Annotated in this window: 9 protein-coding genes; 3 read left to right on the top strand and 6 right to left on the bottom strand. The window is 55.7% G+C overall.

Features of this window, described 5'->3' with window-relative positions; genetic code table 11:
• Positions 1-28: 28 nt before the first annotated feature.
• The 4 genes from alkB to ABIC80_RS01825 all read right to left on the bottom strand — a co-directional run bounded on the left by alkB (position 29) and on the right by ABIC80_RS01825 (position 4,114).
• Positions 29-685, bottom strand: a complete 657-nt coding sequence (gene alkB / locus ABIC80_RS01840) for a DNA oxidative demethylase AlkB (protein ID WP_429175192.1) — start codon at positions 683-685, stop codon at positions 29-31.
• Positions 685-1,746 (bottom strand): bifunctional DNA-binding transcriptional regulator/O6-methylguanine-DNA methyltransferase Ada, encoded by a 1,062-nt coding sequence (ada, locus tag ABIC80_RS01835; protein WP_429175189.1) that lies wholly within the window; start codon positions 1,744-1,746, stop codon positions 685-687. The genes alkB and ada overlap by 1 nt, the downstream gene beginning before the upstream one ends.
• A gap of 72 nt (positions 1,747-1,818) precedes the next feature.
• On the bottom strand, positions 1,819-2,856 hold the full coding sequence (apbE, locus tag ABIC80_RS01830; RefSeq protein ID WP_429175187.1) for an FAD:protein FMN transferase ApbE: 1,038 nt from the start codon (positions 2,854-2,856) through the stop codon (positions 1,819-1,821).
• A 106-nt stretch (positions 2,857-2,962) separates the two neighbouring features.
• Entirely contained in the window at positions 2,963-4,114 is a 1,152-nt protein-coding gene (locus ABIC80_RS01825; RefSeq protein WP_326900421.1) for a porin OmpC, read from the bottom strand.
• Between the two features lie 838 nt (positions 4,115-4,952).
• Between ABIC80_RS01825 and rcsD the strand changes: the two genes are divergently transcribed.
• Entirely contained in the window at positions 4,953-7,619 is a 2,667-nt protein-coding gene (rcsD, locus tag ABIC80_RS01820) for a phosphotransferase RcsD (protein ID WP_200133342.1), read from the top strand.
• A gap of 16 nt (positions 7,620-7,635) precedes the next feature.
• On the top strand, positions 7,636-8,286 hold the full coding sequence (gene rcsB / locus ABIC80_RS01815; protein WP_007371125.1) for a response regulator transcription factor RcsB: 651 nt from the start codon (positions 7,636-7,638) through the stop codon (positions 8,284-8,286).
• A 43-nt stretch (positions 8,287-8,329) separates the two neighbouring features.
• Here rcsB and rcsC read toward each other — a convergent pair whose 3' ends face one another.
• Positions 8,330-11,176 carry a two-component system sensor histidine kinase RcsC gene (gene rcsC / locus ABIC80_RS01810; RefSeq protein WP_263754306.1) on the bottom strand — a complete coding sequence of 949 codons (2,847 nt, stop codon included), beginning with the start codon at positions 11,174-11,176 and terminating at the stop codon, positions 8,330-8,332.
• A gap of 114 nt (positions 11,177-11,290) precedes the next feature.
• Entirely contained in the window at positions 11,291-13,930 is a 2,640-nt protein-coding gene (gene gyrA / locus ABIC80_RS01805) for a DNA topoisomerase (ATP-hydrolyzing) subunit A (protein ID WP_200133344.1), read from the bottom strand.
• Positions 13,931-14,088: 158 nt separating this feature from the next.
• On the opposite strand from gyrA, the gene ubiG reads away from it, so the two are divergent.
• A complete protein-coding gene (ubiG, locus tag ABIC80_RS01800) occupies positions 14,089-14,817 on the top strand; it encodes a bifunctional 2-polyprenyl-6-hydroxyphenol methylase/3-demethylubiquinol 3-O-methyltransferase UbiG (RefSeq protein WP_200133345.1) in 729 nt (242 codons plus the stop codon).
• Positions 14,818-14,837 lie beyond the last annotated feature (20 nt).

Here is a 14,837-nt window from a genome sequence, read left to right as displayed (position 1 = left end):
GGCTACCTGTTTTCATCAAGAATAATTCTTATTTTTGTTCGCTATTGCCCGCCTGGCGAAAAGTGAGGTTATAGCGGCACTCGCCGGTCAGCGGATGGTAGCCCGGCTTCAGCGGCGCGATACCATGATAAAAGAGGCGCGACTCCCCGCCCCACACCACCACATCGCCATGCTCCAGCAGCAGACGCTGTAGCGGATCGCTGCGTTTCAGCCCGCCGAACTGGAATACCGCTGGCAGACCGAGCGAAACAGAGACAATCGGCGCACGCAGATCCGGCTCATCTTTATCCTGATGCAGCGAGAGTTTGGCTCCCGGTGCGTAACGGTTGATAAGGCAGGCATCCGGGCGGAAATCGGGGTAGCCAGCGGCGGCGCTAGCCGCGTTGCAGAGCGTCACAAAGGCCTGCGGCATGGCGGGCCACGGGCGCTGCGTCTGCGGATCGGCGGCATCGTAAAGATAGCCGCTCTTGTCCGTTGTCCAGCCAAGCTGCCCACAGTTGGTCATGGCAACGGACATGGTGTAACCGCCGGGTGTTACCATATGGCGCAGCGGCGCAACGCTAACCACATCGGCGATACCGCGCATCAGCGCCTCGCTGTGCGCAAGGGCAAAGCGGCGCAATACCACGGCGCCCGGCGCCAGCGGCTCCTGCCACGGTTGTTCATCGGCAAACAGATCGAGCATCAGGTCTCCTGTTGATTAGCTTCGCGTGCCAGCAGCTGCGCTTTGCGCTCGGCTCCCCAGCGGTAGCCGGAGAGCGCCCCGCTCTGGCGCACCACGCGATGGCAAGGAACAATAACCGCCAGCTTATTCGCCGCGCAGGCGCTGGCGACGGCTCTGACCGCGCCGGGCCTGCCAATAGTCTGCGCCAGTGCCTGGTAGCTGACCCTCTCCCCTGCCGGGATCTGGCGCAGCGCTTGCCACACCTGTAGCTGAAACGCGGTGCCGCGTAAATCGAGCGGCAGGGTAAAGGGCGAATCGGGTCTCTCTACATGCGCAATCACCTGCTGCACGCGCGCGGTAAATTCTGGATCATCTTCTGCCTGGCGGGCATGTGGAAACAGGTTGCTGAGCTGCGCCAGTAATGCGTCATCACTCTGGGCCAAGAGTACGGCGCAGATCCCGCGTTCGCTCTCCGCCACCAGGCAGCGGCCCAGCGTACAATCCGTTAGCGTAAACCAGACCGGGCAGGACGCGCCGCCGCGGCGAAAGGCGCGGGCGGTCATGCCGAGCGCCGCATCCGCGTTTCGATAGTAGCTGCTGCTGTCCGGGAACCCGGCCGCCAGCACCGCATCGGTAATGGTCTCGCTGTTCGCCAACGTTTCGCGTAAGCGCCGGGCGCGAAACGCCTGCTGCCACGCTTTTGGCGTCACGCCGGTCACCGCTTTAAACAGACGGTGGAAATGATAAGGGCTCATGGCAACCGCCGCAGCAAGCTCTGCCAGCGTCACGGGTTGATCCTGCTCCAGCAAACGGCACGCGGTGGCGACCTTCTCCAGCCGCTGCTGCTGCGGATGTGTTTTATCCGGCTGGCAGCGTTTGCAGGGGCGAAAACCCGCCTCCAGCGCACTGGCGACATCTTTATAGAAGCGTACATTCTGGCGCAGGGCGCGCCGCGCTGTGCAGGAGGGGCGGCAAAAGATCGCTGTGGTCAGCACGGCAAAGACAAACTGACCGTCGGCGTTCGGGTCGCGCGCCAGCACCGCCTGCCAGCATTGATCATCGGTTAACATCGCATTGTTCATCGCAGGCTCCTTATCTAAGCTTAGCCTTACTGTGGCGGTTAGCGCGCGCGCAAACACCCGCAATCTTGCGCTTTAATTTTTATCCTTCACCAGGAAGGCGGAGAACTGCGGCGACATCCAGGTCGTGAAGCCCTCCCCCTCCTTCATGATCATCATCACCGCCAGCCCTTCGCGCGTCACTACCTCTTTTGCCCGCTCAGGGCCGAGCACCATCAGGCCGGTGTCCCAGGCATCCGCTTCCAGCGCGGTTGGCGAGATCACCGTCACCGATACCAGCTTGTGATCGATTGGCCGCCCGCTGCGCGGATCGATGACGTGAGAGATGCGTTTACCGTCCAGCTCATAGTAGTTGCGATAGCTGCCGGAGGTGCTGATACCGTGGCCATTAATATCGACCACCGCCTCGACGGCATTTTCACGATCCGTTGGCTTCTGTACCGCCACACGCCACGGCAGCCCTTTAACATTCATCCCGCGGCTGACCAGCGCGCCACCGACGGAGACCAGATAGCGGCCAATCCCCTCGCGCTCCATTAAGTGCGACAGATGATCGGCGGCGTAACCTTCGCCAACCGTGGAGAGATCGACATACAGATCGGGCAGATCTTTTTGCAGGAACTGTTCACCGGCGCGGTTGATTACCGTGAGATGTTGCAGCCCGGTACGCGCTTTTGCCGCGTCGATCTGCGCCTGCGTTGGCGTCTTGATCGGCTGCTGGTCGGGGCCAAAACCCCACAAATTCACCAGCGGTCCAACGGTAATATCCATCACGCCATCGGTTTTTTTACCGACGCGCAGCGAGGTGGTGACAATATCCGCCATCGCTTCGCTGACCGGCCACGGCGCGGTGCTGGTGCTGCGGTTAAAGCGCATCAACGCTGAATCTTTTTTCCAGGTCGACATCAGCCAGTCGTCGCCATCAAGCTGCGCCTGGATTTTCTTTTGTAGTGCTGCCGCTTGCTGCGGCGTGATATCCACCGTGCTGACGCGCCAGGAGGTGCCCATGGTTTTACCTTCGAGCACCGTCGGTGTGGCCTGGCTTGCCGTGTCGCAGCCAGCTAACAGAAAAAGTGCCGCCATCAGCGCGGCACGAAGAGAAGCGATCGCCATAATTGTTATCTCCTTGCTGGCGCAAGCGTACACGAAAAAGGGATTTGCCCGAAACAGGCAATAAAAAAGGGGCCTTGCGGCCCCTTCAATACGCGTTGTTGCAGACTTAGAACTGGTAAACCAGGCCCACGCCAACAATGTCGTCGGTCGCAATACCGGCCGCGCGGGTAAAGGTGTTTTCGTCCAGCAGGTTGATTTTGTAATCAACATAGGTGGACATGTTTTTGTTGAAGTAGTAAGTCGCGCCAACATCAACGTATTTCAGCAGATTTTGGTCGCCGAAGTCAGCAGTGCCGTTGGTGCTGGTGATGTCCTTACCTTTAGACTGCAGGTAAGCGATGGACGGACGCAGGCCGAAGTCGAACTGGTACTGTGCAACCACTTCGAAGTTCTGCGCTTTGTTTGCAAATCCGTAGATCCCGTTTTTGCTCGTAGAGTCACCAAAACGGGTTGCATTATAGGTCTGAGAGTACTGTGCTGCCAGGTAGATGTTGTTGGCATCATATTTCAGGCCGCCGCTGTAAACTTCAGCGCGGTCACCCTCACCGTACAGGTTATTCAGGTTGTTCTGGATAGCGTTCACACCATTCTGATCGGCAGTGCGTTTAGAGGAGGACATCGCACCGCCGATGCTGAAGCCTTCGCCCAGATCGTAGGTCAGAGACGCGCCGTAGCCGTCGCCATTCTGGTTCAGCACGCTGCGGCCAGTGTTGTTTTCACCGCTGACGCTGCCGTTTTTGCCCTGGTACTGCAGAGCAAAGTTCAGGCCATCAACCAGACCGAAGAAGTCGGTGTTACGGTAGGTTGCTACGCCGTTAGCGCGGTTCTGCATGAAGTTATCTGCGCCGTAGGTGTCGCCGCCGAACTCTGGCAGTACGTCGGTCCAGGAGGTCACGTCGTAGTTAATGCCGTAGTTACGACCGTAGTCGAAAGAACCGGTGTTAGCTACGCGAATACCTGCGAAGGCCAGACGGGTCCATGCCTGATCGCTTGCACCCTCTTCTTTGTTCGCCTGGATGTTGTATTCCCACTGACCGTAGCCGGTTACCTGGTCGTTAACCTGAGTTTCGCCCTTGAAGCCAAAACGCACATAGGTCTTATCGCCATCAGAACCGTTGTCGTCAGAAAAATAGTGCAGGCCGTCTACTTTACCGTAGAGATCTAATTTGTTGCCGTCTTTATTATAAACTTCAGCCGCATTTGCTGCGCCCGCTACCAGCAGAGCCGGTACCAGGAGGGACAGAACTTTAACTTTCATTTTATTAACCCTCTGTTATATGCATTTTTATTGCCACTGCATGCTGATTAACCCTCAAATCAGCTGGCGATTCATTGTGCGCAAAAATCAAAAATAATCCAACAGGAATATGATACGAAAACTTTGAAGATGTTTCATATCTAAAGCTAAATGTTTCCATTTGTAATTTTGCGGGAACTTTTTGAAAGCACTAAAAGCCAATAAATAAGAAAAACAGCGGATGAAATACAGTTCTTTACCTATAAAAACAGTAACTTACTAAAATTTAAAATGAGAGCACTGAATGCCAAACCGAAAGCAGAATTGGTGTCTAAAATAATCGACGCTATCATCATTAACTTTATTTATTACCGTCATTCGAATCTGAATGTCTGTTTACCCCTCTTCAAACCGGATGCCCTGCATTCGGTTTTTTTTTACCTTTCTTTACATCAGTTGATACTTAAGATTTATATAGTCGCCATTTGTAATGACTATTAATTAATCAATTAACGTACCAGAGTTGATCCTTAAACATATTTAGAAAGTTAATATCTTGTTATTTCGTGCGATATTTTACTGACGAGACGGTAAATAGGCCGGCAGCGCTGCGCAGCTGTACATTTTTCCTGCGCTTCAGGTAAAGAATGCATATTCATGCACTCCCCAGGCATTTCCTGAAAAGAGAGTCTGGAAATTCACCCATTTACCGATATACTGCCTGCTGAACATTACTCTGCAGCACACTACCTTTACGCCCGCGGCCCCCAAAACGCGACGCTAACGGCATGGCAGCAACATTGTCTCAGCGCAGGCTGAAAGTTATCAGCCGTGTTGTCATAACGGGTTACACACACGAATGAGTCAATCGGACACAATGATTCCTGGCAAATTTTCCCTGATACCGGGCAACATTACCCGTTACTTTCTTTTATTGATTATTGTCCTGCTGGTCACCATGGGCGTGATGATCCAGAGCGCGGTCAACGCGTGGCTGAAGGACAAAAGTTATCAAATTGTTGATACCACCCATGCCATTCATAAGCGCATCGATATCTGGCGCTATGCGACCTGGCAGATTTACGACAATATCGCTGCGGCCCCCGCCTCCTCCGGCGAAGGGCTGCAGGAGACGCGTTTAAAGCAGGACGTCTACTACCTCGAAAAACCGCGCCGCAAGACAGAAGCGCTGATTTTCGGCTCCCATGACAGTTCGACGCTGGAGATGACCCAGCGTATTTCGACCTATCTTGATACGCTGTGGGGCGCAGAAACCGTGCCGTGGTCGATGTACTACCTTAACGGCCAGGATAACAGCATGATCCTTATCTCGACGCTGCCGCTTAAGGATCTTACCTCCGGTTTTAAAGATTCGATGATCAGCAATATCGTCGATACCCGCCGTGCGGAGATGCTCCAGCAGGCGAACGCCCTTGATGAGCGCGAAAGCTTCTCCTCGCTGCGCCGTCTTGCCTGGCAGAATGGTCACTACTTTACGCTGCGCACCACCTTTAACCAGCCGGGCCATCTGGCGACCGTCGTCGCCTTCGATCTGCCAATCAATGATTTGATTCCGCCCGGTATGACGCTGGACAGCTTCCGCCTCGATCCCGATACCACGCCGGGCAGCGCACGCGCGCAGGATAAAGAGAACACCGACAGCGTCTCAGTAAACTTCAACAGCTCGCGCATTGAGATCTCCTCTGCGTTAAACGGCACCGGTTTACGCCTGGTGTGGCAAGTGCCGTTCGGCACACTGCTGCTTGATACCCTGCAAAACGTTCTGCTGCCGCTGCTGCTGAATATTGGTCTGCTGGCGCTGGCGCTGTTTGGTTACACCACCTTTCGCCAGATGCCGGGGCGCAAGAGCGATACGCTCGCGACGCCGGGCGCGAATAATGAGCTACGCGTGCTGCGCGCATTTAATGAAGAGATTGTCTCTCTGCTGCCGCTGGGTCTGCTGGTTCACGATCAGGAAGCCAACCGCACGGTGCTGAGTAATAAAATTGCCGACCACCTGCTGCCGCACCTCAATTTGCAGAACATTACCGCGATGGCGGATCAGCACCAGGGCGTGATCCAGGCGACCATCAATAACGAGCTCTATGAGATCCGCCAGTTCCGCAGCCAGGTGGCGTCGCGTACGCAGATCTTTATTATTCGCGACCAGGATCGCGAAGTGCTGGTCAACAAGAAGCTCAAGCAGGCGCAACGGCTCTATGAGAAGAACCAGCAGGGTCGCGCGGCGTTTATGAATAACCTCGCCGAGGCGCTCAAACAGCCGGTAAAAGCGCTGGCCAGTGACGCAGCGGCGATTGAGAGCAACGAAGCTAACCGCCTTGCCGATCACGCCGACCGACTGGTGCAGCTGGTGGATGAGCTTCAGCTGGCAAACATGCTGGAGAACGACACCTGGAAAGGCTCCTCTTCCCTCTTCTCCATTCAGGATCTGATTGATGAAGTGGTGCCGGAAGTGCTGCCGGTGATCAAGCGTAAAGGGTTGCAGCTGCTGATCAACAACCACCTTCCGGCCAATGAGGAGCGTCACGGCGATCGCGATGCGCTGCGTCGCATCATGCTGCTGCTGATTCAATATGCGGTGACCACTACGCAGATGGGCAAAATCACCCTCGAAGTGAGCATGGACGAATCCGCAGATGACCGGCTGACCTTCCGTATCCTTGATACCGGCGTCGGCGTCAACGCCAGCGAGATTGATAATCTGCACTTCCCGTTCCTTAACGAAACGCAGGGCGATCAGTTTGGCAAGGCAAATGCCCTCACCTTCTGGCTTTGCGATCAGTTGGCCCGTAAACTGGGCGGACATCTCAATATTAAAGCGCGTGAAGATCTCGGCACCCGCTACTCCCTGCATGTGAAAATGGCCGTACGCGCGCAGCAGGGCGAGAGCGAAGAGAAATTGCTCGATGATGTGGTGGCGATGATTGATATTACGTCGAACGAAATTCGTAATATTGTGGTGCGTCAGCTTGAGAATTGGGGGGCGAGCTGCATTTCGCCCGATGAACGATTATCAAATCAAGAATACGATCTCTTTTTAACAGATAATCCGTCAAATCTTACAGCTTCAGGATTGCTTTTAAGCGATGATGAGGTCGGCGTGCGGAAAATTGGTCCAGGCCAGTTGCGCGTCAATTTTAATATGAGCAATGCAATGCAGGGAGCAATATTGCAGCTCATTGAGGAGCAGCTGGCGCAGGAGGAAGTCACGGAGTCGCCTTTAGGCGGCGATGAGAATGCCGAACTCCATGCCAGCGGCTATTACGCGCTGTTTGTCGACACAGTTCCCGATGATGTTAAGAGGTTGTATACTGAATCGGCTTCGCGCGATTTCGCTGCGCTGGCACAGACGGCCCACCGCCTTAAGGGGGTGTTTGCCATGCTTAATCTGGTACCTGGTAAGCAGTTGTGTGAAACGCTGGAGCAATTAATTCGCGAGAGTGATGCTCCAGGCATAGAAAATTACATCAGCGACATTGACGCTTACGTCAAAAGCTTGCTGTAGCAAGGTAGCCTAATACATGAACAATATGAACGTAATTATTGCCGATGACCATCCGATTGTACTGTTCGGTATTCGCAAGTCACTTGAACAGATCGAATGGGTAAATGTAGTCGGTGAATTTGAAGACTCTACAGCGCTTATCAACAACCTGCCGAAACTTGAGGCCAATGTATTGATCACCGATCTGTCAATGCCGGGCGACAAATACGGCGATGGCATTACGCTGATCAAGTACATTAAGCGCCACTTCCCGGCGCTGTCGATTATCGTGCTTACCATGAATAATAATCCGGCAATTCTTAGCGCCGTTCTGGATCTCGATATCGAAGGTATCGTGCTGAAACAGGGCGCGCCGACGGATCTGCCGAAAGCGCTGGCGGCACTGCAAAAGGGTAAGAAGTTCACCCCGGAGAGTGTCTCCCGTCTGCTGGAGAAGATCAGCGCCGGTGGTTATGGCGATAAACGCCTGTCACCGAAAGAGAGTGAAGTGCTGCGCCTGTTCGCAGAAGGTTTCCTGGTGACGGAGATTGCCAAGAAGCTGAACCGCAGCATTAAGACCATCAGCAGCCAGAAGAAATCAGCGATGATGAAACTGGGTGTAGATAACGATATCGCCCTGCTGAACTACCTCTCTTCCGTGACGCTCACCCAGACGGAAAAAGAGTAATCCCCGTAACCCCGGCACTCGCCGGGGTTCGTTTTTCTTAGCCCTACTCCCTGCTTTTTCTTACCCGCGCGGCGTATGCAGCCAGCGTCTGCTTCAGCACGTCCAGCGTTACCGGCTTCGACAGACAGCTATCCATCCCCGACTCGAGACAGCGCTGCTTCTCTTCTGCCAGAGCGTTCGCCGTCACGCCGATCACCGGCAGCGTCAGCCCAAGCTGGCGAATGCGCTGCGTCAGGCGGTAACCATCCATATTCGGCATGTTCACGTCGCTGAGCACAATATCGATCGGGTTCTTGCTCAACACATTGAGCGCATCGACGCCATCATTGGCGGTTTTACATTGATAGCCCAGAGAGCCCAGCTGATCGGCCAGCAGACGGCGGTTGATTGGATGATCGTCCACCACGAGGATCATCATATCCTCGTTATTCTCCATCTCGCCGGAATCCGATGCTAAGGCATTTGCCGCCTGCGCCTCGGCCACCGGCACGCGATAGATGCGGCCCAGCAGCGCCAGCAGATCGTGCGGCGAGGCGACGCTGTGCAGCCACTCACCCGGCGCGCGCTCAAGCGGAATACCAATATGGCGGCGGGAGAAGATAACCGCCGCGCGTCCGGTCCACGGCTGCGGCAGCTCATCATCGGTGATCAGCGTATCCTGGTTGCCCAGTTCATGGCCGTCATACTGCTTAACCTGAATGCCGTTCCACTTCAGCAGGTTATGCAGATACTCCGACAGCCAGGCGTTGCGTACCGCCAGCCAGCAGCAGGTTTCCGCCAGCCCATCCACGTCGGCCTGCACCGTTGGCACCGCGCTGTAGAGCGGAATGCGAATGGTGAACTGGCTGCCCATGCCCGGTTCAGTATCGACAGCGATATCGCCATCCATCATGTTGACCAGCTTTTCACAGATCGCCAGCCCAAGCCCGGTGCCCTGGAAGTTGCGCTGCACGCCGGTGCCAACCTGGAAGAAGGGATCGAATAAGCGCACCACCTCTTTGCCAGGAATCCCAACGCCGGTGTCACGCACGCGAATGCTGAGATACTCCATATCACACTGCACATGCAGCACGATGCAGCCCATATCGGTGAACTTAATCGCATTACTTAGCAGGTTGGAAATCACCTGTTGCAGGCGCATCGGATCGCCATTAATCGCCAGCGGCACATCCGGCTCGATAAAGCAGTAGAGCCCAAGCTGCTTGCGCACCACCAGCGGCAGATAGTTGGCGGTGATATGGCTCATCACTTCGCGCGGCGAGAACTCACGCGGCTCAATCTTCAGCTGTTCGGACTCAATTTTCGAGAAGTCGAGAATATCGCTGATGATCTTCAGCAGCAGGCTCGAGGAGTTGTTCATCGCGGTCACTAACCGGTCGACCCCTTTCGGCAACTCTTTGGTCTGCAACAGATCGAGGTTACCGATAATGCCGTACAGCGGCGTGCGCAGCTCATGGCTGACCGTCGCGAGGAACATCGACTTCGACTGGCTCGCCTGCTCCGCCGCCTGCGCCATCTCCTGTAACGACTCCTCCATTTTGACGCGGGCGGAGACATCCACCAGCACGCAGATCGCCACGTTCTCATTGCGATAGCGCGAATGCACGAAGCTGATTTGCAGGTTGGTGTTGTTGCTGGTTAACACATCGACAAAGTTAACCTGCTGCCCGCAGATAATTTGCGTCAGCCTTTGGCGATCCTCATGGGTCAGCATATTGAGGTAGTTATGCGCCAGCTCGTTACTCAGTATGTTGGTGCCATCCTGGGTACGCAGGATACAGATCCCCACCGGCGCGGAGGCGACAATCTTACGGTTGAACTGCTCATGCTCCTCAAGCCGCTGCGCATCGTTCTCCGCCGGAATAAAAATGCGCCGCTCATAGAGGCGCGCCAGGGTAAACAGCGCCACCCCGACCAGCACATTAAGCAGCACCGCATTGAGGATCAGCATGCGGATGCGCTCCAGCACCACGTCCACCGGCACGGAGTAGACCACGCTCAGGGAGGATGGCGGCAGCGTCTTCTTGAGGATCAGCTCACGGAAACCGGAGGTGTACCCAAACCAGGAGCGCTCCTGCAGCCAGCGCGGATCGGCGGTAATGCCACTCTCCTGCCCGGTCAGCGAAAGCAAGGTATGGCCATTCTCATCAAGGATGGTGACACCCATCGGCAGCGTACCCGGCGTGAAGAAGTTCTCCATCCGGATCGACTGCTCGGTGCCGAGCAGCGCCTGCAGGCGGTTGCCGAGATAGACCGGCGTCAGCGCGTAGAAATAGCCGATGCCCGGGCGCGGGCCCTGGCTCATCCAGTAGACGTTGTTGCTGCGCTCATCCTGCGGCGCATTGCGATATTTGACGATCCGCTCATGCAGGCTCTTCAGCGTGTCATCCCGCTCCACCGGCATATCGCGCAGGCCGAAATCGGCCATACAGAGGTTGTCGCTGCCAATCAAAAAGACGCGGTTCAGATCGTACGCCGCGGAGAAATTATCGCGCCAGTAGCGCATAAACCACGCCAGCGACTCCAGCGAGCCGCGCCAGGCGGTGCCCATCGCCGAGCAGTCGGAATCAGGAAAGAGCGGTAAGAAGGCCGGCACGTTGGTTTTGTCGTCGCGGGAGCGCGACGTCAGGATGCCGTTGTCCGCCGTCAGGCGATTTTCAGCAATATACTTCAGCTCCTTCATCACATCAGAGGTGCGCTGAATATAGCGCTGCGCCTGATCGGAACTGAGGTTGAACTCCTGGCGGATCTCCGACTCTTTGTCATGCAGGGCATTAACGATGTAAAAGACGGAAAAAAAGGCAATTAACAGCCAGAGTAATAGCGCCAGCGCCCTGAACAGATAGCGGGAAACTTTCAGGGTACTGCGAAAAGAGACGAGGTATTTCAACCTGGGGAAACTCCGCCACAAGGAAGTTAAAAAAGAGTGTGCTTAAAGTAGCGATAAATCGCAGATGCCGCAAGGCAATGAAAAAGGGCCGGAAACCCGGCCCTTTATAACGCGTTACTCGGCGTCTTCGTCATCCGCCGCGTCGTCGTCAGTATCGACTTCCGGCGCGATGTCCTCATCGCCTTCCGCAACGCTGCCGTCGATGGAGTCAAGCTCTTCATCATCCACCGGCTCAGCGACACGCTGCAGACCCACCACGTTTTCATCTTCCGCAGTGCGGATCAGGATCACGCCCTGGGTGTTACGACCTACCACGCTGATCTCCGACACGCGCGTACGCACCAGCGTACCGGCATCGGTGATCATCATGATCTGATCGCAATCATCGACCTGGACCGCGCCGACTACCGAACCGTTACGATCGGTCACCTTGATAGAGATAACGCCCTGCGTACCACGAGATTTAGTCGGGTACTCCGCTTCCGCGGTACGTTTACCGTAACCGTTCTGCGTCACCGTCAGGATTGCGCCTTCGCCGCGCGGCACGATCAGCGAAACTACGCTGTCTTTTTCCGCCAGGCGAATACCGCGCACGCCGGTCGCGGTACGACCCATCGCACGCACGGCGCTCTCTTTAAAGCGCACCACTTTCCCGGCGGCGGAGAAGAGCATTACGTCGTCGCTGCCGTCGGTCAGGTTTACGCCAATCAGCTCATCGCCTTCGTTCAGGTTGACGGCGATAATCCCCGCAGAGCGCGGACGGCTGAACTCGGTGAGCGCGGTTTTCTTCACGGTACCGCTGGCGGTGGCCATAAAGACGTTCACGCCCTCTTCATATTCACGTACCGGCAGAATGGCGGTAATACGCTCATTCGGCTCCAGCGGCAGCAGGTTGACGATCGGACGACCGCGCGCGCCACGGCTCGCTTCCGGCAGCTGGTAGACCTTCATCCAGTAGAGACGGCCACGGCTGGAGAAGCAGAGGATCGTGTCATGGGTGTTGGCCACCAGCAGACGATCGATGAAGTCCTCTTCTTTAATGCGCGCGGCAGATTTACCTTTCCCGCCGCGACGCTGCGCTTCGTAATCGGTCAGTGGCTGATACTTCACGTAGCCCTGATGCGACAGCGTCACCACAACATCTTCCTGGTTGATCAGGTCTTCGATGTTGATATCTGCGGTGTTAGCGGTAATTTCGGTGCGGCGCTCGTCGCCAAACTGCTCGCGAACCAGCTCAAGCTCCTCGCGGATCACTTCCATCAGACGCTCAGCGCTGCCGAGGATATGCAGCAATTCAGCGATCTGCTCCAGCAGCTCTTTGTACTCTTCGAGCAGTTTTTCATGCTCAAGGCCGGTCAGTTTCTGCAGACGCAGATCCAGAATCGCCTGTGCCTGCTGTTCGGTCAGGTAGTATTTACCATCACGAATACCGAACTCCGGCTCCAGCCACTCAGGACGCGCGGCGTCATCACCGGCACGCTCCAGCATCGCAGAGACGTTGCCCAGAGCCCACGGCTGCGCGATCAGGCCAGCTTTCGCTTCGGCCGGCGTCGGCGCACGACGGATCAGTTCAATGATCGGGTCGATGTTCGCCAGCGCAACAGCAAGCGCTTCAAGGATGTGCGCCCGGTCACGGGCTTTACGCAGTTCGAAAATGGTACGGCGCGTCACCACTTCGCGGCGGTGGCGCACAAACGCGGCCAGGATATCTTTCAGCGGCATGATCTTCGGCTGGCCATGGTGCAGCGCAACCATGTTGATACCGAAGGAGACCTGCAGCTGCGTCTGGGAGTAGAGGTTATTCAGCACTACTTCACCGACGGCATCGCGCTTCACTTCAATCACGATGCGCATACCGTCTTTATCAGACTCGTCGCGCAGCGCGCTGATACCTTCAACGCGTTTCTCTTTCACCAGCTCGGCAATCTTCTCAATCAGGCGCGCTTTGTTCACCTGGTAGGGAATCTCATGCACGATGATCGTTTCGCGGCCGTTTTTCGCGTCGGTTTCCACTTCCGCGCGGGCGCGAATGTAGATTTTGCCGCGACCGGTGCGGTAGGCTTCTTCAATGCCGCGGCGACCATTGATGATCGCGGCGGTCGGGAAGTCCGGCCCCGGAATATGGGTCATCAGCTCTTCAATGCTGATCTCTTCATTATCGATATAGGCCAGGCAGCCGTTGATCACTTCCGTCAGGTTGTGCGGCGGAATGTTGGTCGCCATACCGACAGCGATCCCGGAAGCGCCGTTAACCAGCAGGTTCGGGATCTTGGTTGGCATCACATCTGGGATTCGCTCAGTGCCGTCGTAGTTATCAACGTAATCGACGGTCTCTTTTTCCAGATCGGCCATCAGCTCATGGGCGATTTTCGCCAGGCGGATTTCCGTATAACGCATTGCCGCGGCGGAGTCGCCATCGATGGAACCGAAGTTACCCTGGCCGTCGACCAGCATATAACGCAGCGAAAACGGCTGTGCCATACGAACAATGGTGTCATACACCGCGGAATCACCATGGGGATGGTACTTACCGATTACGTCACCAACGACACGGGCAGATTTTTTGTAGGCTTTATTCCAGTCATTGCCCAATACGTTCATGGCGTAAAGTACGCGACGGTGAACCGGTTTCAGGCCATCTCGGACATCCGGAAGCGCACGGCCAACAATGACCGACATCGCATAGTCCAGATAGGAGCTCTTCAGCTCTTCCTCAATGTTAACCGGTGTAATTTCTCTCGCAAGGTCGCTCATCTAACCGCTATCCCTCTACTGTATCCCGGATTCAAAGGTCGCAAATTATAACACAACCGGTTTGATACAGGTAAACCTATAACACCCCGGCAAAGGTTTATTCATGCCGTTGGCCTGATATACTCACAGGTCTTATTGAGAGAGGAGTAAATGCGCCCATGAATGCCGAAAAACCGTCGGTTACTCAGAACGTTGATCATGCAGAAATCGCCAAGTTTGAAGCCGTCGCTTCACGCTGGTGGGACACAGAAGGCGAATTTAAACCTTTACACCGTATTAACCCGCTGCGCCTCGGCTATATCGCCGAACACGCTGGCGGCCTGTTTGGCAAACGCGTGCTGGATGTCGGCTGCGGCGGCGGCATTCTCGCCGAGAGCATGGCCAAAGAGGGTGCGCAGGTGACCGGGCTGGATATGGGCGCGGAGCCGTTGGAAGTTGCGCGTCTGCACGCGCTGGAGTCGGGCGTGCAGGTTGACTATGTACAAGAGACAGTCGAAGAGCATGCCGAAAAACAGGCGCAGGGCTACGACGTCGTCACCTGTATGGAGATGCTGGAGCACGTGCCGGATCCGCAATCGGTGGTCAGAGCCTGCGCACAGCTTGTGAAACCCGGCGGTCACGTCTTCTTCTCGACCATCAACCGTAACGGCAAAGCGTGGCTGATGGCGGTAGTTGGCGCAGAGTATGTGCTGCGCATGGTGCCGAAAGGCACGCACGACGCGAAGAAGTTTATCAAACCTGCCGAGCTGTTAACCTGGATCGACGATACGGTGTTACAGGAGCGTCACATCACCGGGTTACACTTTAACCCGCTGCTGAATAAGTTCACCCTCGGACCGGGCGTTGATGTTAACTATATGTTGCATACAACGGCGAAAAATCGCTAACGTCATGCGTTAATGTTATG

It is taken from the genome of Kosakonia sp. 1610 (assembly GCF_050435845.1).
GTDB classification, from domain to species: Bacteria; Pseudomonadota; Gammaproteobacteria; order Enterobacterales; family Enterobacteriaceae; genus Kosakonia; species Kosakonia cowanii.
This window is presented reverse-complemented; position numbering and strand designations above follow the sequence as displayed.

What these genes read in the sequence shown, in the direction of transcription:
- alkB (WP_429175192.1), bottom strand. Translation starts at nt 685, where the DNA reads ATGCTCGATCTGTTTGCCGATGAACAACCGTGGCAGGAGCCGCTGGCG.
- ada (WP_429175189.1), bottom strand. Translation starts at nt 1,746, where the DNA reads ATGAACAATGCGATGTTAACCGATGATCAATGCTGGCAGGCGGTGCTG.
- apbE (WP_429175187.1), bottom strand. Translation starts at nt 2,856, where the DNA reads ATGGCGATCGCTTCTCTTCGTGCCGCGCTGATGGCGGCACTTTTTCTG.
- ABIC80_RS01825 (WP_326900421.1), bottom strand. Translation starts at nt 4,114, where the DNA reads ATGAAAGTTAAAGTTCTGTCCCTCCTGGTACCGGCTCTGCTGGTAGCG.
- rcsD (WP_200133342.1), top strand. Translation starts at nt 4,953, where the DNA reads ATGAGTCAATCGGACACAATGATTCCTGGCAAATTTTCCCTGATACCG.
- rcsB (WP_007371125.1), top strand. Translation starts at nt 7,636, where the DNA reads ATGAACAATATGAACGTAATTATTGCCGATGACCATCCGATTGTACTG.
- gyrA (WP_200133344.1), bottom strand. Translation starts at nt 13,930, where the DNA reads ATGAGCGACCTTGCGAGAGAAATTACACCGGTTAACATTGAGGAAGAG.
- ubiG (WP_200133345.1), top strand. Translation starts at nt 14,089, where the DNA reads ATGAATGCCGAAAAACCGTCGGTTACTCAGAACGTTGATCATGCAGAA.